Below are 24,111 nucleotides of genomic sequence, written 5' to 3'. Positions count from 1 at the left end.
GGAGGCCGACCATGCGCGAGTCGCTGCGCGGACTGACCGTCAGGGGGCGGTGCTTCCTCGCGGCCGGCGGCAGCGCCGTGGTGTGCTCCTTCGCGCTGGGTCAGTCCACCCTGCTGCGTGTCGGCGTGCTGCTGCTCGCCCTTCCCCTGCTCACGGCGTACGCCGTGGCGCAAGGCCGCTACCGGCTCTCGCTCACCCGCACGGTCACCCCGTCGGTCGTCAGCGCCGGACAGGCGGCCGAGGTCGCGCTGACGCTGCGCAACGACGGGCGGATGCCCTCGGGGGCGCTGCGCGTCGAGGAGCAGCTGCCCTACGCCCTGGGCAGCCGCCCTCGCTTCGTCCTGGAGCGGATCGAGCACGGCTGGCGCCGGCGGGTCACCTACCCGGTGCGGGCCGAGGTCCGTGGCCGGTACGACCTGGGACCGATGTCGGTCCGGGTGGGCGACCCCTTCGGGCTGGTCGAGCTGACGAGGACGTTCCGCACCACCACGCAGCTGGTGGTCACGCCCCGCACCGTCGCACTCCCGTCGGTCCCCCTCGAGGCGGCGCAGTCGGGATCGGGGGATCACCGGCCGCGCGCGTTCGCCGGCGGGAGCGCGGAGGACGTCACCGTGCGCGACTACCGCCGCGGCGACGACCTGCGCCGGGTGCACTGGCGCAGCTCGGCCCGCGTCGGCGCGCTGATGGTGCGTCGCGAGGAGCAGCCCTGGCAGTCACGGGCCACCGTCTTCCTCGACAACCGCGCGGGCGCGCACCGCGGACACGGCTTGGCGTCCTCGCTGGAGACGGCGGTCGTCGCGGCCGCGTCCGTCGCCGCCCACCTCAGCCGGCGCGGTTACGCCGTCCGGCTGGTGACCGCGTCGGGCGAGGAGCCGGCCAGCGCCTGGCACAGTCGCGACGCCGACGTGGCGGCCGGGCAGCTGCTGGAGGCGCTCGCCATGGTGCGGCCCGAGCCGACCGTCTCGCTCGAGGCGGGGTGGCTCGGCGAGCACGGCTCCGGCGGCGTGACCGTCGCCGTGCTGGGCAGTGTGACCGGAACCGACCTGCCCGTGCTGCGGCGGATGGTCCACCACTCCGGGCTCGCCCTGGCGATGGCGCTGGACGTGGACGCCTGGGGCCCGACCCAGCTCGGCACCGGCGGGTCAACCGGGCTGCTGCTGCAGCAGGGCTGGCGTGCCGCGACCGTGCTGCCCGACACCCGGATCGACCAGGCGTGGCAGGCGCTCGGGTCGCGTGGTCCGCGTGGGAGGGGTCGTGACCATGCGACTTCGTGACACCGCGCTCGCCCCCGTGCTGCTGGCCCTGGTGGCCGCGGCGACCGTGTGGGCGAGCACGCTGGCCTGGCGCAGCTTCACCACCGACCCGGGCGGCTACCTGCAGCCCATGACGCTGCTCGCCGCGGTCGTCGCGGTGAGCGGCCTGCTGGCCCGCACGGCGCGAATGCCGACGGCAGTCGTGCTCGTGGCCCAGCTCGTGCTGGGCATCGCCGCTGTCAGCCTGCTGCTGACCGGCTCCCCGCTGCCGGTCGGCGGGACGGCCGCCGAGCTGCGGGCCGCGGTGGACACCGGCCTCGACACCGCCGCCCGGCTCAAGCCACCGGTCCCCGTCGCCGGAGGCATCGAGCCGCTGCTGCTCGGCGGCGGCCTCGCCTGCCTGCTGCTGGTCGACCTGCTGGCATGCTCGCTGCGCCGTCCGGCGCTGGCCGGGATGCCGCTGCTCGCCATCTTCGCCGTCCCCTTCAGCGTCGTCGACGACCCGGTCCCGTGGTGGTGCTTCGTGCTGACGGCGGCCGGCTTCCTCACGATGCTGGTGCTGCAGCAGAGCGAGCGCGTCCGCCGCTGGGGCGAGCGGCTCGACCCGCCGACGTTGACCGGGCGGGGCCGGCTCGGGATGGGCGCCGGCACGGTCGGGTCGGTCGCGACCGTGCTGGCACTGGTGGTGCCGGGCGCCGTGCCCACGCTCGACGTCCACCTCCTCGGCTTCGGCCCGGGCAGCGGCGGCGGCAACAAGATCACGGTCACGAACCCCCTGGTCGGACTGAAGCAGGAGCTGACCCGCGGGCGGGACGTCCCCCTGGTCCAGATCACGACCGCGGACCCGGACCCGCGCTACCTGCGTGTCGCCGCCCTGGCCCGCTTCGGCGACAACGAGTGGACCGCCGGCGACCGCGACGTGCCGGCGCGCAACGACGCCGACGGACGACTGCCCAACCCGCAGGGCCTCGCCCCCTGGCTGGAGCGGGTGGAGCACGCGTACGACGTGAGCGTCTTCGACGGCTTCGAGTCCCGCTGGCTCCCGACCCAGAACCCCATCACCGAGATCGAGGCCGAGGGCGACTGGCGCTACGACACCAGCACGATGGACTTCCTGGCCGGCGACGGCCAGAGCGCCGCGGGCATGGACTACACCTTCACCGCGCTCGAGGTGACCCTGCAGGCCGCCGACCTGCGCGACGCCGCCGTGGGAGCCGGGTCGGTGCCCGCCATCTTCCGCGACCTGCCCGACGACTTCCCGCGGGAGGCGCGCGACCTCGCCCGCTCGGTCACCGAGCACGCGGGCTCGCCCTTCGCGAAGGCGGTGGCGCTGCAGGACTGGTTCCGCGAGGACGGCGGCTTCACCTACGACGACGACGTGCCGCTGCGCAGCAGCCCGGACGACCTGGTGCAGTTCCTGACCCCCGGCACCGGCGGCCGGACCGGCTTCTGCCAGCAGTTCGCCACGGCGATGGCCGCGATGGCGCGCGCCCTCGGCATCCCGGCCCGGGTGGCCGTCGGATTCCTGATCCCGGACGAGGTGGCCCCCAACACCTACGTCTACAGCGCCCACGACATGCACGCGTGGCCGGAGCTGTACTTCTCCGGCGCCGGCTGGGTCCGCTTCGAGCCGACCCCGGCCGCGCGGGCCGAGCAGGTCCCGGCGTACACCCGCAACATCAACGCCGAGCGCCCCGACGCCCCGACGACCTCCGCGGCCCCGAGCGCCGCGGCGAGCTCGGGCCCCAGCGCGGCGCCACGGCCGGAGACGCAGCAGACCGACGACGCGTCGGGCGGCGAGGTCGCCGGAGATGCCTGGTGGTGGGCGCTCGCCTCGGCCCTGGTGCTGCTCGTGGTCATGGCGCTGCTGATGCTGCCCGGCCGCATCCGCCGCCGGCGCCGGGCCGCACGACTGGCCGAGGCCAGCCCCGAGTCGGTCTGGCTGGAGCTGCGCGACACCGTCGTCGACATCGGGCTGCCGTGGCCCGAGGGCCGCTCCCCACGGGAGACCGGCGAGCGGCTGGCGACGTACGTCGGCCACGGCGAGGCCGAGCAGGCGCTGCTGCGGCTGGTGGCACTGCTCGAGCTGGAGCGGTACTCACCGCGCCCCGCGGCACTGGTCCCGGTGGCGGACGCCGAGGCGATCCTGGCCGCGCTCACCACCGGCCTGTCGGGCCGCACCCGTCGTCGCGCGGCCTGGTGGCCGCGGTCGGTGCTGAGCCGGCAGCCGAGCCCGGCAGCGGTCGACGCCGACGCGAGGCTGGCGCGCGAGCTGGTCGACTCGGTGAACTGACCGGGTGAGCTAGACGGGCTGGGTCACCAGCCGCCGGACTCGTCACGGCGGCGCTGCCAGCGACGCTCCATGCGGTCCATGAAGGAGCCGTGGGACCGGCGCTCGCTGCGACCGGACCGGCCAGTGCGACCCGAGCGGCCGCCGTCGATGACCGTGAACCCGCCCTGGCTGGGGTGGTGACCGGGCAGGTGCGGGGTCGGCGTCGGCTTGCCGCGCAACGCCGCGACCGCCACCGTGGCGGAGCCCAGCATGACCACGAAGCCGACGATGCCGACCACGGGCAGCTGGGTGATGACACCGGTCATGAGCAGCGCGACGCCGACGAGGAACACGACGCCGGCCAGGATCGCGCGCCGGTGCGCGGCGCGCTTGAGCGTCGTGCCGCGCAGCGTGGAGGCGAACTTCGGGTCCTCCTGGAGAAGGGCCCGCTCCATCTGCTCGAGCAGTCGCAGCTCCTCTTCCGAGAGTGGCACCGTGTCCTCCACTGGTCCGACGGTCGTGCTTGACGCAAGTCTAGGCAGGCGGTCGGCTCCACGGTAGGCGGAGCCCGGAAATTTCAGCGCTCGGCGACCAGGTGGAGCTGCGTGGCGAGGGGGACGAACTCGGCCCGCGAGGCGACCGCCCGCTCCAGCTCGACCAACGCGCCGGCGGCACCGGGCTCCAGGTCGAGCAGCGATCCCGGGACGAGGTCGGAGAAGACCCGCACGCCGTGCGAGGCGGCCACGGTGAAGCCGGCGTCGGTGAGCAGCTGCTCGGCCTCGGCCAGCGTGAAGCGCCGCCCGGTCCGCCCGGTCGACGTGGTGTCGTCGAGCAGCGCGGCCGCCTGTGCGAAGTGGCCGGCCATGGCGCGCGCGATCACCGCGGCGTTGCGCTGCGCCACCAACAGGCTGAGCCGGCCGCCGGGTCGGAGCACCTCCCGCAGCACCGCCAGCGCCGCGGCCGGGTCCTCGACGACCTCGAGCACGCCGTGGCACAGCACGACGTCGGCGGCGGAGGACCCGGCGACGTCGAGCAGGCTCGACAGGTCGCCCTGCCGGCCCTCGACCACGACCCCCTGCTCGCGGGCGCGCCGGTCGAGCGCGGCCAGCGCGTCGGGACTGGGGTCGACGACGCTCACCCGGTGACCGAGCCCCGCGACACGGACCGCGAAGCCGCCCGTCCCGCCGCCGACGTCGAGGACGTCGAGCCCGCGCCCGTCGAGCATCGGCCGCAGGGTGTCCCACACGACGGCGGTGCGGGCGCTCCCCCGGCGTTCGCTCGCTGCGCTCATGGGGCCACCCTACGGGTCAGCCGACCTCCCGGTCCGCCGCGACCAGCTGCGAGTGCGGGACCAGACCGAGCGAACGCTCGACGATGCCGAGGAATCGGTCGGCGTCACGCACGAGCCCGAGCGCCTCGTCGTCGGTGACCGCCCGGGTCGAGCCCGCCTCGGCCGCGGCGCGCTTGGCGGCGCCCGCGGCGAAGAAGGCGGCCCACTCGGCCAGCTCGGGGGCGACGTCGGCGAGCAGCACCCACGCGTTGCGCTGGGGGCGGCGTCGACCCGCGGGAGGGAGCGCCGGACGGCTGCGGGCGGCGAGCAGGGCCGCGGCCGCCTGCAGCGCCGCGACATGGGCGAACGCGTAGCGCGACGGCGTGTCGTCCGCGTCGAGGGCCTCGGCCAGTGAGTCCGCCGCGCGCAGCAGGTAGGCGTGCGTGGTCGCGGGCAGGAACGCCGGCGCCTCCGGCGACAGCAGCTCGGTCATGCTCACTCCTCGATCCGCTTCGAACACGTGTTCGAAGTCTAGCGGCGGTGCTCCGACTCCTCAAGAGCCCGGACCGACGCGTCACCGAGTCAAGCAGCGGGCGCCGACACTCCTGCCTGGTCGTCGGCAGGACCGTCGAGGTCGGCATGGATGTAGGCGGTGGTGCGCGGGTGCCACAGCGCCACCAGCAGGGCGGCCACCAGCACCAGACAGACCACGGTGCAGACGTCGAACAGCGTCGGCTGCCCCACGCGCATCCCACCGACCGCGGCCACGCCGGAGAACACCAGGACGACGGTGATCCCCGACCGGGCCCACTCGAAGCCGTTGCGGAGGAACACGCCGAGCACCCACACCAGGGCGGCGAGGACGACGTACATCGTGACCGCGACCGGCACGAACTGCGGCGGCTGCACGCTGCCGTCCTTGACGGCCTCCAGGCCCTGCCGCTCCAGGATCTCGCGCGTGGCGCGGTTGCCCTCCGCCCAGGTCCGGATCAGGTCGTCCTCGCGCAGGACGATGAGCAGGACGGTCACCGCTCCCACCACGAGCAGGGCCCACAGCATCTGCACGGCCAGCCTCAGCGACATCGGTCGCTCGTCCACGGTCACGCTCCTCACACGCACTCACACTGGTCGCTAGGGTCACGTCATGGCCACCGGCACTCCTGCAGGCAGCGCACCCGTGACGCCTGACGAGCACCCGTCCATCACGCGGTTCCGCGCGGCGCACGCCGCGCGAGGCGGGACGGGTGACGTCGTCATTCTGCCCGACTCGGTGCACACCGCGGCGCTGGCCGCCGAGGCGCTGGGCTGCGAGGTCGGCGCGATCGCCAACAGCCTGCTGTTCGCCGCACATCCAGCCGCACACCCGAGCGCGGATGTCCACCCGGTGCTGGTGCTCACCTCGGGGGCACATCGCGTCGACACCGGGCTGGTGGCGCAGCGGATCGGGGTCGAGCGGCTCGTGCGCGCGACGCCGGAGTTCGTCCGCGAGCACACCGGTCAGGTCATCGGCGGCGTCTCCCCCATCGGCCACCCGGCCCCGGTACCGACCTACGTCGACCCGTGGCTGGAGCGGCATCCGGTGGTGTGGGCGGCGGCCGGGCACCCGGCGGCGGTCTTCTCCACGACGTACGCCGAGCTGCTCGCCCTCACCGGTGGCGACCCGATCGAGGTCGAGTGAGCACCGTCCCGACGATGCCCTAGGGTTCGCCCGTGGCACGCGTGGTGGTGGTCGGCGGGGGGTTCGGCGGGCTGGCGTCCGCGGCCCGGCTCGCGAAGCTCGGCCACGCCGTGACACTCGTCGAGTCCGAGCCCGCGCTCGGCGGCGCGCTGCGGCCGGTCGAGCAGGACGGGTTCGCCTGGGACGGCGCCGCGACGGCCACCATCCTGCCCGCCGTCGTCCGGGATCTCTTCCGGAAGTCCGGCCGCCCCCTCGAGCGCGAGTTGACCGAGGTCGAGCTCGACGTCGTGCGGGAGCACCGGTTCGCCGACGGGTCCTCGGTCCGGCTCCCGGGGGGCTCGCGAGCGGCCCAGCTCGCCGCCTTCGACCAGCTCAGCGACCGCCGGGGCCGCCCCCTCGGTCAGGCGTGGGTGGACCACGTGGCGGCGTACCGGCCGGCCTGGGAGGCGCTCCGGCTGCATGTGTTCGAGGCCAGCACCGCCGAGCCCCCGAAGCCGGTCCGGGCTCTGCTGACGAGCCGGGAGACGCTGCAGCGGCGGCTCCGGGCCGCGCTCCCCGACGAGCGGCTGCGCCTAGTCGCGGCCCACCCGTTCCGCGCCGCGGGGCACGACCCCCGCGACGTCCCGGCCTGGGCGGGCCTGACCGCCTACCTCGAGCAGCGGTTCGGCTGTTGGACCTACCAGGGCGGCATGGCGGCGCTCGGTGACGCTCTGGCGCGGCGGCTGGTCACCCGCAAGGTCACCGCGCTGACCGGCACCACCGCGACCGACCTGGTGGTCCGCAACGGCCGGGTGGCCGCCGTGGCCACCAGTGCCGGCGAGATCGACGCCGACGCCGTCGTGTGCGCCGTCGACCCGCGGCGCCTGCCCGCGCTGTCGCGACACGCCGCGGCCTCCATGCCGGCCATCCCGCCCTCGGTCGTGCACCTGGGGCTGACCGGCGACCTGCCCGACCTGCCCCACGAGACGGTCCTGCACGGGGACCCGACCCTCGTGGTCCGCACCGGCGGCCGCGCGCCGGACGGGCACCAGGCGTGGACCGTGCACGTGCGCGGAAAGCTCTACGAGGACGTCCTGGTCGCGCTCGCGCGGCACCGGATCGACCTCCGCGAGCGCGTCGTCAGCCGGGTCGACCTCTCCCCCCGTGAGCTGGTCCAGGGCTGGCACGGCTCGCCGCTGGGAGTGGTGTGGCAGGGCCGGCGCTCGGTGCGCGACCGGCTCGGACCCCTGACCCCCGTGCCGGGGGTGTACGCCGCCGGCGCGCACGCCGTCTCCGGCGACGGCCTTCCGTTCGTCGGCCTCTCGGCCGCGCTCGTGGCGCAGGCGATCGGCCCCGCCTGAGACCGGCTGCCGTCGCTCGTCAGCTGGTGACGTTGAGCGCGGAGAAGATCTCCAGCGTCGCCTTGGAGCGGTTCAGCGTGTAGAAGTGCAGCCCGGGAGCACCGCCCTCGAGCAGCTCCTCGCACAGCTCGGCGGCCAGGGCGATGCCCTCGGCGCGGACCGCAGCGGGGTCGTCGGCGTGGGCCTGGATCCGGCTGACGATCTCGTCGGGGACCGAGGTGCCGATCAGCTCCCCCTGGCGGCGGATGGCCGCGAGGTTCAGGATCGGCATGATGCCGGGCAGGATCGGGATGTCGACGCCACGGGCGCGGACCCGGTCGACGAGCGAGAAGTAGTCCGCGGCACGGAAGAACATCTGGGTGACCGCGAACCGGGCACCCGCCTCGGCCTTGGCGACCAGCACGTCGGCGTCGGCGTCGAGCGAGGCTGCGGACGGGTGGCCCTCGGGGAACGCGGCGACACCGATGTCGAAGGCGGCACGGGAGCGCACCAGCTCGACCAGCTCGGCCGCGTAGGTCAGCCCGCCCTCCGTCGGCGTCCAGGGCGCCCGCGGCCCGGCGACCGGGTCGCCCCGCAGCGCCATCACGTTGCGCACGCCCGCCGCCTCGTAGGCGTCGAGCACGGTCTCGATCTCGGCGACCGTGTGGCCGACGCAGGTCAGGTGGGCCATGGGCAGCAGCGAGGTCTCGCGCGCGATGCGCTCGGTGATCCGCACGGTCGTGTCGCGGGTCGAGCCGCCGGCGCCGTACGTCACCGAGACGAACGTCGGGCGGACCGGCTCCAGCGCCTCGATCGCCGCCCACAGCTGGGCCTCACCGACCTCGTCCTTGGGCGGGAAGAACTCGAACGAGAAGGACCGGCCGCCCTGGCCGACGAGGTCCCCGATGCGCTGGCTCACCCGCACAGTCTAGGGACCGGGGCCCGCCGGCCCGGCCCGCTGTCCACGCCCTAGGCTCGGGGCGTGACCGGCCAGTGGGAGACCGACCAGTTCCGCGCCCAGGTGCAGCAGGCGCTCGACGACTTCCTCGACAGCCGGCAGGACATGCTGACGCCGCTCGGCCCCGACGCCGCGCGGCTGGTCACCCAGGCGCGCACCACGGTCGCAGGCGGCAAGCGGTTCCGGGCGGCGTTCTGCTACTGGGGCTACCGCGCACTGGCCCCCGCTCCCGACGCCGCCACGGAGGCGGGGCTGGTGCGGGCCTGCGCGGCGCTCGAGCTGCTGCACGCCTCGGCGCTGGTCCACGACGACTACATGGACGCCTCCGACACCCGCCGGGGCCGGCCCGCGACCCACCGGGCGCTCGCCGAGGAGCACCGCGCGCAGAGGTGGCGGGGTGACGCCGGCCAGTACGGCGCCGCCGCGGCCATCCTGCTGGGCGACCTGCTGCTGTCCTGGGCCGACGAGCTCCTGCGGCGCTGCGGTCTCCCCGCCGACCGGGTGACCGCCGCCCTGGAGGTCTTCGACCTGTGCCGCACCGAGGTGATCGCCGGGCAGTTCCTCGACGTCTCGGTGCAGGCCCGCGGACATGCCGACGTCGCGACCGCGCTGACCGTGCTGCGCTACAAGTCGGCGAAGTACTCCATCGAGCGCCCACTGCACATCGGCGCGGCACTGGCCGGAGCCGGCGAGGAGCAGCTCGCCGCACTGACCGACGTCGGGCTGCCGCTGGGCGAGGCGTTCCAGCTGCGCGACGACCTGCTCGGCGTCTTCGGCGACCCGCAGGAGACCGGCAAGCCCGCCGGCGACGACCTCGTCGAGGGCAAGCGCACGGTCCTGGTCGCGCTCGCCCTGGAGGGCGCGCCCCCGGCCGACCGGGAGCTGCTGGACTCGCTACTGGGCACGCCGGGCGCCGCCACCGAGGTGGACCGGCTCCGCGCCGTCATCACCGACTCCGGTGCCCGGGACCGGGTGGAGGCGATGATCGCCGAGCTGACCGGTACGGCGCTCGCCTCGCTGCCCGCGGCCGCTCCCGACACCACCGCGCGGGCCGTGCTCGGCGCGCTCGCGGACGCCGCCACCCAGCGGCGGCTCTGAGGTCAGCCCGAGGATCCGTCCAGGGACGGGTAGTCCGTCGCCGGCCCCTCTCCGCGCAACAGCACCACCAGGCCGCCGACCTCGGCCGCCCGCTCGTCGAGCAGCCGCGCGATGGCGACGAACGCGGGCCGGTCGGCCCACGCCAGCGACCCCCACTCCTCCCACAGCACGACGGTGGGCCGGGGCAGGTCACGCAAACCCTCCCACAGCGCGTCGAGGTCACTGGCCACGTGTGCCGGCAGCCCGAGCGTCACCTTGAGCGCGTCGTACGCCTCGCCCCGGCTCTGCACGCCCTCACCGTCGAGGTAGGCGGTGCGCCATCCCGTCGGCGTCGCGGCATCGGCGAGCTGCTCGAGGGTGAGCGCCGGGCGCCAGTGGTAGACGCCGGGCGCGACCCGGCCTGCCAGCACCCCTGCCAGGAGCTCCGCCAGTCGGGTCATCGTCGGCTCCCGTCAGAGCGCCATCGCCTGGGCCCGCCGCTTGACCTCCGAGCCGCGGTTCTCCCGCAGGGCGTCGATCGGTCGGCCGGGCAGATCGGCGTCGAGGAAGAGCCACGCGATGATCTCGCGGTCGGTGAAGTGACCGTCGTGGAGCAGGGTCAGCAGGCCCGGCAGACCCTTGACCGGCAGCCCGTCCTGGATGAGGTCGGCCGGGATGCGCTGGCCGGCACCCGGCTCGCCGGGGTTGGGGACGGCAGCGGCGAGCTCGTGGTCGCGGATCATCGTGCGCACCTTGCCGACGGTGACGCCGAGCCGTCGGGCGGCCTCGGCCCAGTCGATCCACTCGGGGACCAGCGCGGCCAGGTCGTGGTCGGCCAGCGGGGTGGGGTCGGAGGTCTGATCCATGGGTCCATCGTCCCACTCCGGCGCGCCGGATGCCGATCCGGCGGCGCGCGGTCCGTACCATGACCGCATCCGGTTCCTTCCCCGACCGGTCGCAGGAGGTCGACATGCAGCCTGACCGGCATGCCCGTACCGCGGCTGTGGCGCGCCCCGGCACCGACACCGACCCGCTGCTCGGCCGGTTGCTGGACCGCCGCTACCTCATCACCGCCCGCATCGCGCGCGGCGGGATGGCGGCCGTCTACGAAGCCCACGACCAGCGCCTGGACCGCACGGTCGCGGTGAAGGTGATGCACGCCGGCCTGGGCGACGACACCGCCTTCGCGGCACGGTTCGTGCGCGAGGCCCGGGCCGCCGCCAAGCTCAGCCACCCCAACGTCGTCTCGGTCTTCGACCAGGGCGATGACGACGGCACGCTCTTCCTCGCCATGGAGCTGGTGCCCGGCCACACGCTGCGCGACACCGTCTCCGCCGAGAGCCCGATGGCCCCGCGCCGCGCGCTGGCGATGCTGGAGCCGGTGCTGGCCGCGCTCGCCGCCGCCCACCGCGCCGGACTGGTGCACCGCGACGTCAAGCCGGAGAACGTCCTCATCACCCCCGAGGGCGCCGTGAAAGTGGCGGACTTCGGCCTGGCGCGCGCGGTGACCGCCGAGACCCAGCACACCTCGACCGGTGTGCTGATGGGCACGGTCTCCTACATCGCGCCGGAGATCGTGACCGAGGGACGTGCAGACGCCCGCGCGGACGTCTACTCCGCCGGCGTGATGCTCTACGAGCTGCTGACCGGCCACAAGCCGCACGCCGGCGAGACACCGATCGCGGTCGCCTACAAGCACGTCCACGAGGACGTGCCGGCCCCCTCCACGCTGGTGGCCGGGCTGCCGCCGTACGTCGACGCGCTCGTCGCCCGCGCCACCGCACGTGACCCCGGGCTCCGGCCGGCCGACGCCGGCGTGCTGCTGCGTCAGGTGCAGCGCGTCATCGCCGCGCTCGCCGAGGGGCTCCCCGACGACCCGGACCTGACCGCCGACCTCACCCCGCCCGCGCAGCGTGAGGACACCCGGCCGGAGATCCGGCACAGCCCCACCGTCGCCGTGCCCCGCGAGACGGTGGCCGCCCCCGCCCCGGCCTCGGTGCGAGCTCCGGCGCCGACTCCTGCGCCGACCAGCAGGCGCCGACGCCGCGGCCCACTGGTCCTCGTGCTGGCGCTGCTGCTGGCGGTGGGCGTCGGCGGCGGGGCGTGGTGGTTCGGCTTCGCCCGCTACACCCAGGCGCCCGGGGTGCTCGGACTCGCCGAGCCGGTCGCCGTCGAGCGGCTGCAGGCGGCCGGCCTCCAGGTCGAGCTCGCGGACCCGGCGTACTCCGACTCCGTCGAGGCGGGCGCCGTCCTCCGCACCGATCCCGGGCCGGGTGAGCGGGTGCTCGACGGCGGCACGGTCACGGTGACGCTGTCGAAGGGCCCCGAGGTCTACGCGTTGCCCGACCTCGCCGGGCAGACCGTCGACCAGGCCCAGGACGCACTGCTCGCGATCAAGATGACCTACGGCCAGGCGATCGAGCGCTGGTCGGAGACCGTGCCCGCGGGCCAGGTGATCCGCACCGAGCCAGCCGCCGCCACCGTGCTGCGACCCGGCACCTCCGTCGACGTCGTGGTGAGCAAGGGCCGACAGCCCATCGAGCTCGAGGACTGGACCGGCAAGAGCGCCGACGCGGCCGTCGCCGCGCTCAAGGCCGCCGGCCTGAAGGTGAAGCGCGACCGGCAGTACGACGACACGATCGCCGCTGGTCTGGTCATCAGCCAGAGCCCGCCGACCGGCACGCTGTACAAGGGCGACACCGTCTCCCTGCTCGTCTCCCGCGGCCCCGAGCTGGTCGTCGTGCCGCAGCTGCGCGCCTCCGGCGTCGAGGCGGCGACCGAGCGGCTCGAGGAGCTCGGCTTCCAGGTGCGGACCGCCCACAGTCCCGCGTACATCGGCCTGGGCTACGTCTTCTCCACCGACCCCAAGGCGGGGAGCAAGGTCCCCAAGGGCAGCACCATCACGCTCAACCTGGTCTAGGGCGCTCCCTGGCGCTGCGACGAGTCGGCGCCATGGCGTCGGCGGCCGTAGGATCCGGCACCATGCGCAACCCGATCGGCACCCACGTCCAGGTCGGGAAGGGCCTCGTCGCCGGCGCGCTGGCGCAGGCCGACCTGATGGGCTGCGAGACGCTGCAGATCTTCGTCGGGAACCCCCGCGGCTGGGCGCTGTCGGCGGGTAGGCCGGCCGAGGACAAGGAGTTCCGCCGGCAGCTGGAGAGCCGCGGCATGCGGGCGTTCATCCACGCGCCGTACCTGGTGAACCTCGGCTCGCCCACCCCCGCGACCTACGAGAAGTCGGCGGCGGTCGTCGCGCACAACCTCAAGCGCGCCGCCGAGATCGGCGCCGAGGGCGTCGTCGTGCACACCGGCTCGTTCGTCAGCACCGACGGCGACCCCGAGGAGCAGCTGGCGACGGCGCTGCGGCAGGTGCGCGCGGCGCTGCTGCCCGTCCTGGACGCGGTGTCGTCGGGGTCCTCGGGCGGCGACGACGAGGGCGCGCCGTGGCTGCTGCTGGAGCCCACGGCCGGGCAGGGCCGCAGCCTGTGCGCCGGCGTGGAGGACCTGACGGCGTACCTCGCCGCCCTCGACTTCCACCCCAAGGCCGGCATCTGCCTCGACACCTGCCACGTCTTCGCGGCCGGCGCGCCGCTCGACGAGGTCGGCGGCGCAGCGGCGACGGTGGATCGCATCGTGGAGATCGGCGGCCCGGGCCGGCTGCGGCTGATCCATGCCAACGACTCGATGGACGTGCGCGGCGCGTTCAAGGACCGGCACCAGAAGATCGGGCAGGGCCACATCGGCACCGACGCGTTCCGCGAGCTGTTCGCGCACTCTGCCACCGAGGGAGTGCCGTTCATCCTCGAGACACCCGGGTCGCGCGACGCGGACAACGAGTGCATCCCCCTGCTCAAGCAGCTGCGCGCGGAGGCCGCCGAGGCGCACGCGTGACGCGGCGGCCGGCGCCCGTGGCGCTGCTCGCCACGCTCGCGCTGGTCTTCGTCACCCTCGGCTGGGGCAGCTCGTTCGTGCTGCTCAAGGACATGCTGGAGCGGGTGCCCGCCGTCGACTACCTGGCGGTGCGGTTCGGCATCGCGGGCGTCGTCCTCCTCGCCGTCGCACCGCGTGCGGTGACCTCGCTGTCACCGACCCTGCTGCGCCGCGGCGCGGCCCTCGGCCTCGTCTACGGCGTCGCCCAGGTGCTCCAGACCGTCGGGCTGGACCACACCTCGGCCAGTGTCTCCGGCTTCGTGACCGGCATGTACGTCGTGATCACGCCGCTGCTGGCCGCGCTCATCCTGCGCAGCCGGATCACCGCGCTCACCTGGACCGCGGTCCTGCTCGCGGCCGCCGGGCTCGGTGTGCTGACCCTGGACGGCTTCGCGATCGGGTACGGCGAGGGCCTCACCCTGCTCTCGGCCGCGCTCTACGCGCTCCACATCGTCGGACTCGGCGCCTGGTCCACGCCGCGCGAGGCGCTCGGGCTGTCCACGGTCCAACTGCTCGTCATCGCCGCGGTGTGCTTCGCGGGCACCGCTCCGGGCGGGGTGGTGCTGCCGAGCACCGGCCAGGACTGGGCGGTCATGATCTACCTCGCGCTGGTCGTCGGCCTGCTCGGCCTGCTGGCACAGACGTGGGCGCAGGCCCACCTCTCCCCCACCCGCAGCGCGATCATCATGACGATGGAGCCGGTGTTCGCGGCGCTCTTCGCCGTGCTGCTCGGCGGGGAGTCGCTGGGGATCCGGATGCTGCTCGGTGGAGCGCTGGTGCTGACCGCGATGCTGGTCGTCGAGGTGCGGCCGCGCCGCGGGGCGCCCGACATCGCCGACGTACCGCACCTGCCGCAGTAGGCGCGCGGCGCAGGCTGTCATCCCGCCATGCGGAATTGCCGTCCCGCATGGCGGACCGCTGGGCTACCGTCCCAGCATGGTCGTGGTCATGGCGCCGGACGCCACCGCCGAGGACGTGGCCCGCGTCGTCGAGCGGGTGGAGAGCGTCGGCGGCGAGGCCTTCGTCAGCAAGGGCCTGAGTCGGACCATCATCGGACTGGTCGGCGACATCGAGTCCTTCCACCACCTCAACCTGCGCACCCTGGCCGGGGTGGCCGACGTGCACCGTATCTCCGACCCCTACAAGCTGGTGAGCCGACAGCACCACCCGGAGCGCAGCACGATCTGGGTGGGCAGCACCACCCGCGTGCCGATCGGCCCCGAGACGTTCACGTTCCTGGCCGGGCCCTGCGCCGTGGAGACCGCGGAGCAGACTCTCGCCGCCGCCCAGATGGCCAAGGCCGCCGGCGCCACGATCCTGCGGGGCGGGGCCTACAAGCCGCGCACGTCGCCGTACGCCTTCCAGGGCCTGGGCGTCGCCGGGCTGCAGATCCTGCGCGAGACCGGCGACGCGGTCGGGCTTCCGGTGGTGACCGAGGTGGTCGACGTCCGCGACGTGGCCGTCGTGGCCGAGCACGCCGACATGCTGCAGATCGGCACCCGCAACATGGCCAACTTCGGGCTGTTGCAGGCCGTCGGCAAGGCCGGCAAGCCGGTGCTGCTCAAGCGCGGCATGACCGCGACCATCGAGGAGTGGCTGATGGCTGCGGAGTACATCGCCCAGCGCGGCAACCTCGACATCGTGCTGTGCGAGCGCGGGATCCGGACCTTCGAGCCGGCCACCCGCAACACCCTCGACATCTCCGCGGTTCCGGTCGTGCAGGCCGCCAGCCATCTCCCCGTGATCGTCGACCCCTCGCACGCGGCCGGTCGCAAGGACCTGGTCGTCCCGCTGTCGCGGGCCGCCATCGCCGCCGGCGCCGACGGCATCATCGTCGACGTGCACCCGCACCCCGAGACCGCGCTGTGCGACGGCCCTCAGGCCCTGCTCGGCGGTGAGCTGCGCGAGCTGGCCCAGGCGGTGCGGACGCTTCCGCAAGTCGTCGGACGCAGCAGCGTCGCCTAGAGTCGGTGCGGTGAAGTACTGCACGCAGTGCGGCCACGAGCTCGGGGCCAGCCGCACCTGCGGGCGCTGCGGGACCATCGCCGCCGTGGAGCCACCTCCTGCCCCTGCCCTCCCGACCGCGGGGCCGCGCTACCCCCTGTACGCCGACGAGGCGACCGAGGCCGTCACGACGATGACGGCCGTGCGGTCGGCCCTGCCGGCGGTGCCGGTGCTGCCGCCGCGTCGCCGGCTGACCCGCCTGACCCGGTTGACCCGGCTGCACGCCGGGGCGGTCTGGGGCGTCGGGGGTCTAATGCTCGTGCTGGTCCTCGCAGTGGCCGGCTGGCTGCTCCTCGCGGACGGCTCCGACCGGGAATCCGGGACCCCCACCGCCTCCGCCGGGAGCGCCGGGACGACCGGCGAGGCGGTCGCCCTGGCGGCGTACGCCACCGCCGAGGCGTCGGCGACCTCCCCCGACGGCGTCGACCTCGCGGGCGCGCCGATCTCCTTCGCCGCGGCCAACGTCCTCGACGGCGACCCGAGCACGGCCTGGCGGATGCCGGGCGACGGCACGGGTGCGGAGCTCACGTTCGCCTTCGCCGGGCCGGTGACGTTGAGCGAGGTCGGCCTCGTCAACGGCTACGCCAAGAGCGACGGTCCCAGCGGGCGGCGGGTCGACTGGTACGCCGCCAACCGCCGCGTCCTCGCGGTCGAGTGGCTCTTCGACGACGGCACCGCCCTCACCCAGCAGCTCACCGAGTCCCGCTCGCTGCAGACCATGTCTCTGGACGACGTTCGCACCGCCACGGTCCGGCTCCGCCTCCTTGCCGTGTCGGCCCCCGGTCGACCGGTCTCCCGCGACGCCACCCCGATCAGCGAGGTGAGCCTGGTCGGGACGACTCGTTGAGTCCCGCCCCGTGGCCCCGTGAGTCCCGCCTGATGGCCCCGCGAGTCCCGCCTGAGGCCGCCGACGGGGCCGTTCACCGTCCACAGCACCGCTCGTGCGCCGCGTCGTCCACAGTCCCGCTGAGCGCCCGCCACCGAGCACGTCCGTCCGTCGGACGCTGCCCCCATGACCACGATCGTTCTCCCGGACACTCCCTTCCGCTATGACGAGCTCGCCACGATCGGCCTGACGAGGAAGAGGCTGCGCGCGCTGGTCACAGCCGGCGACGTACGACGCCTCCTGACCGGTGTCTATGTGAGCGCCGACCTGCCCGACACCATCGAGCTGCGGACCGGTGCCGTCGCGCTCGTCGTCGAGCCTCAGCACGTCGTGTGCGATCGCACCGCTGCCTGGATCCACGGCGTCGACGCGCTGACGTACGGCGAGCACCAGTACCTGCCACCGGTGGAGATCTGCACCCTGCGCGGTCGGCATCCGACCGAACGAGGTGATGTCGACGGCCACTCACGCGACCTCCAGCCCGACGACATCATGGTGGTCGAGGGCCTCCGCGTGACGACCCCCTTGCGCACGGCCCTGGACCTCGGTTGCCTGCTGCGGCGGCGGGAGGCCTACGCGCTCCTCAACGACATGTGCCGCCGCCACGACCTCAGTCCCGACCGCCTCGCGGCCGAGACGACGCGTCGCTACCGTCGCCGGCGCGGGGTGATCCAGCTGCGCAGCATGATCCCTCTCATCGATCTGCGGGTCGAGTCGCCGCGCGAGTCGTGGACGCTGTTGGAGATCCGCGACGCCGGGCTCCCGGTCCCGGAGGCACAGGTCTGGATCCAGATCGACGGCGTGCCGACGTACCGCCTCGACCTCTGCTACCCGCGCTACCGCATCGCGATCGAGTACGACGGCTGGGAGTTCCACGACCGCACGCCCGAGCAGAGGGAGCACGACGAGCGGCGCCGCGCCTGGCTGCGCCAGCAGGGGTGGGTCGTCATCGTGGTCAAGCGCGGCGACTTCACCGGGCGCGCTCGGGAGCGCTGGCTGGCCGAGCTTCGTGAGACGCTGGACAGCCGCTACACCAACCGGCGCTGGTGAGGGCCACGCGCCGCGACTCGCAGGGCCACGGGCCGGGATTCGAGGGGCCATCGAACGGGTTTCGACGGTGGGAGAGGATGACCACGTGATCGACCTGCGCTCCGACACCCTGACCCGCCCGACCGAGGCGATGCGCGCTGCCATGGCCCGCGCCGAGGTGGGCGACGACGTGTACGGCGAGGACCCGACCGTCCGCGCCCTCGAGGAGCGGGTGGCCGGCCTGTTCGGGCATGAGGCGGCGCTGTTCACGCCCACCGGGTCGATGGCCAACGTGCTGGCGGTGCGCACCCTGGTGAGCCCCGGACAGGAGGTGCTGTGCGAGTCGGCCGCCCACATCGCGCGCGCCGAGCTCGGCGCCCACGGCGCCTACAGCGGCGTCACGATGCGCACCTGGCACCACCCGCGCGGGCAGGTCGACCTGCCGCTCATCGAGACTCTCTTCGCCCCCGACCTCGGGCCGTTCTTCGTCCCCACCGCCGCGATCTCGGTGGAGAACACCCACAACTTCGCCGGCGGCGCCGTGCTCCCCCTCGCCGACCTCCAGGCGGTGCGCGACTTCGCCCACGGCCACGGCGCGGCGGTCCATCTCGACGGCGCGCGGATCTGGAACGCCCACGTCGCCACCGGCGTACCGCTGGCCGAGTACGGCGCCGTCGCGGACGTGCTTGCCGTGTGCCTGTCCAAGGGCCTCGGTGCGCCGGTCGGCTCGCTGGTCGTCGGCTCGAGCGCCGCCATCGCGGAGACCCGGGTGTGGCGCAAGCGGATGGGTGGCGGCATGCGTCAGACCGGGATCCTCGCCGCCGCCGGCCTGCACGCCCTCGACCACCATGTGGAACGGCTCGCCGAGGACCACGCCCACGCGCGGCTCCTCGCCGACGCGGTCGGCGTGGACCCCGCCAGCGTCGACACGAACATCGTCGTGTTCGGGCACGCGGACGCGCCGGCGTACGTCGCCCGGGCGCGCGAGGCCGGGGTGCTGGTCAGTGCCGTCGGTCCCCGCACGGTCCGCCTGGTGACGCACCTCGACGTGACGAAGGCCGACGCCGAGCGGGCCGCCGAGATCCTGTCAGCCCTTTAGGGGCCAGAACCGGGGACTCGCGGGGCCATGAGGCGGGACTCGCGGGGCCAGGAGGCGGGACTCGACCAGCTCAGGGCTTGCGGAGCATGTCGGCGACGAGAAAGGCGAGCTCGAGCGACTGGACCCGGTTGAGACGGGGATCGACGACCGACTCGTAGCGGTGCGCCAGGCCGTGCTCGTCGAGCTCCTCGCCGCCGCCGATGATCTCGGTGACGTCGTCGCCGGTGTTCTCGACCAGGATGCCGCCGGGCACCGTGCCGAGCGCGCGGTGGACGTCAAAGAAGCCCTGGACCTCGTCCAGCACGTCCTCGAAGCGGCGGGTCTTGTAGCCCGTGGACGCCTCGAAGGTGTTGCCGTGCATCGGGTCGCAGATCCACGCGACGTTCACACCCTCGGCGGTGACCTTCTCCACCAGGCCCGGCAGGCCGTCGCGGATCTTGCCGGCGCCGAAGCGGGTGATGAAGGTCAGCCGGCCCGGCTCGTTCTCGGGGTTGAGCCGGTGCGCCAGCGCGAGCGCGTCGTCCGGCGTCGCGCTCGGGCCGAGCTTGCAGCCGATCGGGTTGCGGATGTGGCGGAAGTACTCCACGTGCGCGCCGTCGAGCTGGCGGGTGCGCTCGCCGATCCACACGAAGTGGCCCGACACGTTGTAGGGCTGCTCGGTGCGGGAGTCGATGCGGGTCATGGCGTGCTCGTACTCCATGAGCAGCGCCTCGTGGCTGGAGTAGAAGTCGACCCGGTGGAACTCGTCGGGGTCGGCGCCGATCGCCTGCATGAACGTCAGAGCGCGGTCGATCTCCTGGCCCATCGCCTCGTACTTGGCGCCGACGGGCGAGTTGCGCACGAACTCGGAGTTCCAGGCGTGCACCTGCCGCAGGTCGGCGTACCCGCCGGTGGTGAAGGCGCGCACGAGGTTCAGCGTCGAGGCCGAGGCGTGGTAGACGTCCAGCAGCCGCTGCGGGTCAGGGATGCGCGACTCGGGGGTGAAGTCGTAGCCGTTGACGGCGTCGCCGCGGTACGCCGGCAGGGTGAGCCCGTCGCGGGTCTCGGTGTCGGACGAGCGCGGCTTGGCGTACTGCCCGGCCAGGCGACCGATCTTGACCACCGGCACCGACGCGGCGTAGGTGAGCACCACGGCCATCTGCAGCAGCACCCGCAGCTTGTTGCGGGTGTTGTCGGCGGTCGCGCCCGCGAACGTCTCGGCGCAGTCGCCGCCCTGCAAGATGAACGCCTCGCCGCGGCTGGCGGCGGCGACCTTCGCCTTGAGGTCGTCGCACTCCCCGGCGAAGACGAGCGGCGGCAGGGTGCGCAGCCGGTCGACGGCCGCCGACACGGCCGCAGGGTCGGGGTACGACGGCTGCTGGGCCGCGCCGATGGCGTGCAGCTCAGCCAGCGTCGGGATGGTGCGATCAGTCACGACCCCAGGGTACGCGGGCGCCTGCCGCCCGTCAGACGATGCCCAGCCGCCGGACCAGGAACAGGAACGACGCCGCGAACGGATTGTCCTCGGTCCGCCGCTCCACCTCCTCCCAGTCCACCTGCTCGCGGACCGCCCGCGCCACGGGCAGCGACGCACCGAAGTTGCAGGCGTGCTCCTCCATCGCGTTGAGCCGGTCGGACATGAGCGTGGTCGCGTCCAGCACCGGCATCTGCACCGACTCGACCTCGATCTCGTCGACCTCGGCGAACCGTTCCCGGGTGACCGGGACGCCGTTGGCGCGGAAGAGGACGTCCACCATCGCGGTGCTGGGCTCGCTCCCGATGAACACCTTGAACAGCCAGTCCTCCGGCGGCTGCACGACGTGCAGCCCGGCCTCGGCGAGCAGGGCCTGCACTCGGGCGGCATCCTCCTCGGCGACCATGAAGTCAACGTCGTGGTGCGGCTCCGGCCCCCCGCGGGCCCACAGGGCGTAGCCACCGACCAGGGCGAACGGCACGTCGCCCTCCTTCAGCGTCACGGCCACGAGCTTGAGGGCCTCCCGCAGGCCACGGCGGTTCTCGTCGGTCATGGCGTTGCAGTTGCCGCGCGAGGCCCCGGTCATGCCCTCAGGTCATGCCCTCAGGTTCATGCCCCGGTCATGCCCTGCGCGCCGACCGGGTACTCGCCACTGGTGCGACTGGTGACCTTCAACATCCTCAACGGGCGCGCGCAGGATGCCCACGAGGTCGACGTGGCGGTGCTCGAGCGCGCCGTGAAGGAGCTCGACCCCGACGTACTGGCGCTGCAGGAGGTCGACCGCAACCAGCCCCGGTCCAACCGGGCCGACCTGACGGCGGTCGCGGCCGAGGCGATGGGCGCCCCCGAGCACCGGTTCGTCGCCGCGCTCGCCGGCAGCCCGGGCGCGACCTGGGAGGCGGCCACCGGCGACGAGCAGCCGGACGCCGCGGCGTACGGCATCGCCCTGCTGAGCCGCTTCCCCGTCTCCTCGTGGCAGGTGATCCGGCTTCCGCAGGCGCCGTTCCCGCAGCCGATGCGGTTCCGCGGCAACCTCTTGCCGACGATGGTGCGCGACGAGCCGCGCGTGGCGGTGGCCGCGCACGTGCAGGCGCCGTCGGGTGAGCTGACGGTGTGCACGACGCACCTGTCGTTCGTCCCGTGGTGGAGCGGCCGCCAGCTACGCGCGCTGGTGCGGGCGGTGGCCGGCTGCCCGCGACCGCTGCTGGTGACCGGTGACCTCAACATGGGTCCCGAGCGCGCGGCCTCCGTCAGCGGCCTGACCGGCGTCGCCGCGGGCCCGACCTTCCCGGCCGACGCGCCCACGGAGCAGCTGGACCACGTGCTGGCCGACCCGCCGCTGGAGGTGCGCGCGGAGGTACGCCGGCTGCCGCTGTCGGACCACTGCGCGCTGGTCGTCGACCTGCCCTGACCCGGGGCCCATTCCGCCGGTCGCGGGTCAGTCGAGCCCGTCCTCCATGTGCTCGACGTCCGCGAACCGCGGCGGCGCCTGGTCGGTGTTCGTGAAGCGGTTGATCAGCCAGGTGACCAGCCAGAGCCCGACGCCGATCACCATCAGCCCGCCGGCGATCTCGTAGACGACGCCGTCGCGGTCCACCCAGGGCCCCGCGAGGTAGAGGCACAGCAGCGCCGCGATCACCGGCACGACCACGGGCGCGGTGAAGAAGGTCCGGTCGTGATCGGCGCGCTTGCGCTTCAGGACCAGGCAGGCGACGTTGACGACGGCGAACACGCACAGCAGCAGCAGCGCGGTCGTCGAGGACAGGTTGGCCACCACGTTGCTCTCCGGGTCGCTGGTGACGTACCAGATGAGCAGCAGCGCCAGCAGCGTCGTGAAGAGGATCGCGAACCACGGCGTACGCCGGCCCGCGAGCACCGAGCCGAGCTGTCGCGGGAGCACCCGCTGGCGGGCCATGCCGTAGACCAGGCGGCTGGCCATCAGCATGTTGATGAGCGCGGTGTTGGCGACCGCGAAGACCGCGAGGAACGGGAACACCTTGTCGATCGGGAAGTCGGGCGAGCCCTTGTGGACCACCTCGACCAGCGCCCGGCCCTCCGACTCGTAGATGCGCTCGAGCTCACCGGGGCTGAGCACGCTGACCACGGAGACGGCGACCAGCATGTAGAGCAGCGCCGCGATCCCGAGCCCTAGCAGCATCGTGCGCGGGAAGATCCGCTCGGGGTGCTTGGTCTCCTCCACCATGTTGACCGAGTCCTCGAACCCCACCATCGCGAAGAACGCGATCGAGGTCGCGGCGGTGACCGCGAAGACCCAGCCCATCCCCTGGTAGTCCTCGAAGCTGACCAGCTCGGACATGTCCGCCTCGCCGCGCGCGATCACGGCGAATCCGACGCCGATGACGATGCACAGCGCGACCATCTCGACCAGGGTCAGCACGATGTTGAACTTCACGCTCTCACCGACGCCGCGCAGGTTGATGAGCGCGAGCAGCACCATGAACCCCATCGCCAGCGCGGTCACAACGCCGGTGTCCACCGAGGTCACGACCGAGCCGTCGGCCGTCTGGTCCCACACCCCGTTGACGGCCAGGCCCTGGAAGAAGTTCTGGGCGAGCGTGTTGGCCGACGTGGAGGCACTGGTGATGCCCGAGCACACGACCGCGAAGGTGACCAGGAAGGTCAGGAAGTGGATCCCGAACGCCTTGTGCGTGTACAGCGCCGCTCCGGCGGCGCTGGGGTACTTCGTCACCAGCTCCAGGTAGGAGAAGGCCGTCAGCGTCGCCACCACGAACGCGAGCAGGAACGGCAGCCACAGCAGGCCGCCGACGTACCCCGCCATCTGGCCGGTGACGGCGTAGACGCCGGCGCCGAGGATGTCACCGACGATGAAGAGCAGCAGCAGGCCGGGGCCCATCACCCGCTTGAGGCTGTGCTCGGGCCTCGGGTCGGTGTCCGACCGCTCGTGGCCGAGTGCGGCGTCGGTGCTGTCTGCCATGGGCTCTCCTGGGTGCGTCGGCGTGGCACGCGTCTCCGCGCGCACGACGCGCCGGTGCCCCACAGCGGCGCTCGGCACACACCGGAAGCTTCAGGCGGGACGTCCAGGCGGTAGGTTCGGGCGCCATGACCGGCAGGACGCAGCGCGCAGGCAGGGCCGTCGTCGTCGAGGAGTTCGGGGGCCCGGAGGTGCTCCGGGTGGTGGTGACCGACGTTCCCGAGCCGGGTCCGGGTGAGGTCCGGCTGGAGGTGCGTGCCGCCGGGGTCAATCCCGCGGACGTGAAGGCCCGGCGGGGGCTGTTCGGCGGCGGGCTGCCGCGCCGGCTGGGCTCCGAGGTGGCCGGCGTCGTGGTCGAGGTCGGTCCGGACGTCGCGGGCGTCGGCGTCGGCGTCGGCGTCGGCGATGAGGTGATCGGCTTCCGGGTCGTCGGCGGCTACGCCAGCGAGCTCGTCGTACCCGTCGACGCGCTCACGCCCAAGCCCGCGTCCGTGACGTGGGAGGAGGCGGCGGGCCTGATGGTGGCCGGCGCGGCCGCCGTCCACGCCCTGACGGCGACCGCCGTAGGGGAGGGCGACGTCGTGCTCGTGCACGGGGCCTCCGGCGGCGTCGGCCAGGCGGCGGTGCAGCTCGCCCGGCTGCGCGGGGCGCGCGTGATCGGCACCGCCAGCCCCCGCAACCACGCGCTGGTGCGTGAGCTCGGTGCCGAGCCGGTGGCGTACGGCGACGGCCTCGCCGACCGCGTCCGCGACCTCGCCCCCGCCGGTGTCTCCGCCGCCCTCGACCTGGTCGGCACCGACGAGGCGCTCGACGTCTCCCTGGCCCTGGTCGCCGACCGGCACCGGATCGCGACCATCGCCAACTTCGACCGTGGACCGGCGGCCGGCGTCCGAGTGCTCGGCGGCGGCCCCGGTGCCGACCCGGGCACCG

General features: G+C 73.8%; 24 protein-coding genes. 14 read left to right on the top strand and 10 right to left on the bottom strand.

The genetic code is table 11. The annotated features are described in order from the left end of the window. Positions 1 to 11: 11 nt before the first annotated feature. Both VGE38_RS11045 and VGE38_RS11040 read left to right on the top strand, forming a co-directional pair. Entirely contained in the window at positions 12 to 1,274 is a 1,263-nt protein-coding gene (locus VGE38_RS11045) for a DUF58 domain-containing protein (RefSeq protein WP_331142593.1), read from the top strand. Then, positions 1,261 to 3,546 carry a transglutaminase TgpA family protein gene (locus VGE38_RS11040; RefSeq protein ID WP_331142592.1) on the top strand — a complete coding sequence of 762 codons (2,286 nt, stop codon included), beginning with the start codon at positions 1,261 to 1,263 and terminating at the stop codon, positions 3,544 to 3,546. Before VGE38_RS11045 ends, VGE38_RS11040 begins: the two co-directional genes overlap by 14 nt. A gap of 23 nt (positions 3,547 to 3,569) precedes the next feature. On the opposite strand, the gene VGE38_RS11035 is transcribed toward VGE38_RS11040, so the two are convergent. The 4 genes from VGE38_RS11035 to VGE38_RS11020 all read right to left on the bottom strand — a co-directional run bounded on the left by VGE38_RS11035 (position 3,570) and on the right by VGE38_RS11020 (position 5,893). Continuing rightward, positions 3,570 to 4,019, bottom strand: coding sequence for an SCO2097 family morphological protein (locus VGE38_RS11035; protein WP_331142591.1), 450 nt, complete (start codon positions 4,017 to 4,019; stop codon positions 3,570 to 3,572). Between the two features lie 83 nt (positions 4,020 to 4,102). Next, positions 4,103 to 4,816 (bottom strand): methyltransferase domain-containing protein, encoded by a 714-nt coding sequence (locus VGE38_RS11030; RefSeq protein ID WP_331142590.1) that lies wholly within the window; start codon positions 4,814 to 4,816, stop codon positions 4,103 to 4,105. Between the two features lie 16 nt (positions 4,817 to 4,832). Next, positions 4,833 to 5,288 carry an SAV_6107 family HEPN domain-containing protein gene (locus VGE38_RS11025; protein ID WP_331142589.1) on the bottom strand — a complete coding sequence of 152 codons (456 nt, stop codon included), beginning with the start codon at positions 5,286 to 5,288 and terminating at the stop codon, positions 4,833 to 4,835. Between the two features lie 89 nt (positions 5,289 to 5,377). Continuing rightward, positions 5,378 to 5,893 (bottom strand): hypothetical protein, encoded by a 516-nt coding sequence (locus VGE38_RS11020; RefSeq protein WP_331142588.1) that lies wholly within the window; start codon positions 5,891 to 5,893, stop codon positions 5,378 to 5,380. Between the two features lie 46 nt (positions 5,894 to 5,939). Between VGE38_RS11020 and VGE38_RS11015 the strand changes: the two genes are divergently transcribed. Together VGE38_RS11015 and VGE38_RS11010 are read left to right on the top strand one after the other, a co-directional pair. Beyond that, positions 5,940 to 6,473, top strand: coding sequence for a YbaK/EbsC family protein (locus VGE38_RS11015; RefSeq protein ID WP_331142587.1), 534 nt, complete (start codon positions 5,940 to 5,942; stop codon positions 6,471 to 6,473). A 32-nt stretch (positions 6,474 to 6,505) separates the two neighbouring features. Next, complete coding sequence (locus VGE38_RS11010; RefSeq protein ID WP_331142586.1) at positions 6,506 to 7,813, top strand: phytoene desaturase family protein; 1,308 nt, start codon at positions 6,506 to 6,508, stop codon at positions 7,811 to 7,813. Positions 7,814 to 7,832: 19 nt separating this feature from the next. Here the strand turns inward: VGE38_RS11010 and metF are convergent, their stop codons facing one another. After that, positions 7,833 to 8,711 carry a methylenetetrahydrofolate reductase [NAD(P)H] gene (metF, locus tag VGE38_RS11005; protein ID WP_331142585.1) on the bottom strand — a complete coding sequence of 293 codons (879 nt, stop codon included), beginning with the start codon at positions 8,709 to 8,711 and terminating at the stop codon, positions 7,833 to 7,835. A 63-nt stretch (positions 8,712 to 8,774) separates the two neighbouring features. Between metF and VGE38_RS11000 the strand changes: the two genes are divergently transcribed. Further along, positions 8,775 to 9,848: a polyprenyl synthetase family protein gene (locus VGE38_RS11000; protein WP_331142584.1), complete on the top strand. Its 1,074-nt coding sequence runs from the start codon at positions 8,775 to 8,777 to the stop codon at positions 9,846 to 9,848. Positions 9,849 to 9,850: 2 nt separating this feature from the next. Here VGE38_RS11000 and VGE38_RS10995 read toward each other — a convergent pair whose 3' ends face one another. Then, complete coding sequence (locus VGE38_RS10995; protein ID WP_331142583.1) at positions 9,851 to 10,288, bottom strand: barstar family protein; 438 nt, start codon at positions 10,286 to 10,288, stop codon at positions 9,851 to 9,853. A 12-nt stretch (positions 10,289 to 10,300) separates the two neighbouring features. Further along, positions 10,301 to 10,693, bottom strand: coding sequence for an Rv2175c family DNA-binding protein (locus VGE38_RS10990; RefSeq protein WP_331142582.1), 393 nt, complete (start codon positions 10,691 to 10,693; stop codon positions 10,301 to 10,303). Positions 10,694 to 10,752: 59 nt separating this feature from the next. On the opposite strand from VGE38_RS10990, the gene pknB reads away from it, so the two are divergent. The 7 genes from pknB (at position 10,753) to VGE38_RS10955 (ending at position 18,775) form a co-directional block, all read left to right on the top strand. Next, positions 10,753 to 12,747, top strand: a complete 1,995-nt coding sequence (gene pknB / locus VGE38_RS10985; RefSeq protein ID WP_331142581.1) for a Stk1 family PASTA domain-containing Ser/Thr kinase — start codon at positions 10,753 to 10,755, stop codon at positions 12,745 to 12,747. A gap of 62 nt (positions 12,748 to 12,809) precedes the next feature. Continuing rightward, positions 12,810 to 13,718 carry a deoxyribonuclease IV gene (locus VGE38_RS10980; protein ID WP_331142580.1) on the top strand — a complete coding sequence of 303 codons (909 nt, stop codon included), beginning with the start codon at positions 12,810 to 12,812 and terminating at the stop codon, positions 13,716 to 13,718. After that, positions 13,715 to 14,617, top strand: a complete 903-nt coding sequence (locus tag VGE38_RS10975) for a DMT family transporter (protein WP_331142579.1) — start codon at positions 13,715 to 13,717, stop codon at positions 14,615 to 14,617. Before VGE38_RS10980 ends, VGE38_RS10975 begins: the two co-directional genes overlap by 4 nt. Before the next feature lie 76 nt (positions 14,618 to 14,693). Next, complete coding sequence (gene aroF / locus VGE38_RS10970) at positions 14,694 to 15,722, top strand: 3-deoxy-7-phosphoheptulonate synthase (RefSeq protein WP_331142578.1); 1,029 nt, start codon at positions 14,694 to 14,696, stop codon at positions 15,720 to 15,722. Between the two features lie 10 nt (positions 15,723 to 15,732). Next, positions 15,733 to 16,608, top strand: coding sequence for an NADase-type glycan-binding domain-containing protein (locus VGE38_RS10965; RefSeq protein ID WP_331142577.1), 876 nt, complete (start codon positions 15,733 to 15,735; stop codon positions 16,606 to 16,608). 165 nt (positions 16,609 to 16,773) lie between these two features. Then, positions 16,774 to 17,697, top strand: coding sequence for a type IV toxin-antitoxin system AbiEi family antitoxin (locus VGE38_RS10960; protein ID WP_331142576.1), 924 nt, complete (start codon positions 16,774 to 16,776; stop codon positions 17,695 to 17,697). Between the two features lie 85 nt (positions 17,698 to 17,782). Continuing rightward, positions 17,783 to 18,775: a threonine aldolase family protein gene (locus tag VGE38_RS10955; RefSeq protein WP_331142575.1), complete on the top strand. Its 993-nt coding sequence runs from the start codon at positions 17,783 to 17,785 to the stop codon at positions 18,773 to 18,775. A 70-nt stretch (positions 18,776 to 18,845) separates the two neighbouring features. Here the strand turns inward: VGE38_RS10955 and VGE38_RS10950 are convergent, their stop codons facing one another. Both VGE38_RS10950 and VGE38_RS10945 read right to left on the bottom strand, forming a co-directional pair. Beyond that, positions 18,846 to 20,189, bottom strand: a complete 1,344-nt coding sequence (locus VGE38_RS10950; protein WP_331142574.1) for a class II 3-deoxy-7-phosphoheptulonate synthase — start codon at positions 20,187 to 20,189, stop codon at positions 18,846 to 18,848. 31 nt (positions 20,190 to 20,220) lie between these two features. Then, on the bottom strand, positions 20,221 to 20,814 hold the full coding sequence (locus VGE38_RS10945) for a nucleotidyltransferase domain-containing protein (protein WP_331142573.1): 594 nt from the start codon (positions 20,812 to 20,814) through the stop codon (positions 20,221 to 20,223). A gap of 69 nt (positions 20,815 to 20,883) precedes the next feature. On the opposite strand from VGE38_RS10945, the gene VGE38_RS10940 reads away from it, so the two are divergent. Next, entirely contained in the window at positions 20,884 to 21,639 is a 756-nt protein-coding gene (locus tag VGE38_RS10940) for an endonuclease/exonuclease/phosphatase family protein (RefSeq protein WP_331142572.1), read from the top strand. A 27-nt stretch (positions 21,640 to 21,666) separates the two neighbouring features. Here VGE38_RS10940 and VGE38_RS10935 read toward each other — a convergent pair whose 3' ends face one another. Then, positions 21,667 to 23,184, bottom strand: coding sequence for an APC family permease (locus VGE38_RS10935; protein ID WP_331142571.1), 1,518 nt, complete (start codon positions 23,182 to 23,184; stop codon positions 21,667 to 21,669). A gap of 125 nt (positions 23,185 to 23,309) precedes the next feature. Here VGE38_RS10935 and VGE38_RS10930 point away from each other — a divergent pair. Further along, positions 23,310 to 24,111: quinone oxidoreductase family protein (locus VGE38_RS10930; protein ID WP_331142570.1), on the top strand; the 802-nt coding region annotated here is incomplete at its 3' end.

It is taken from the genome of Nocardioides sp. (assembly GCF_036405735.1).
Taxonomy (GTDB): domain Bacteria; phylum Actinomycetota; class Actinomycetes; order Propionibacteriales; family Nocardioidaceae; genus Nocardioides.
Note: the sequence above shows the minus strand (reverse complement) of the source record. Positions and strands in the feature narration are given on the sequence as shown.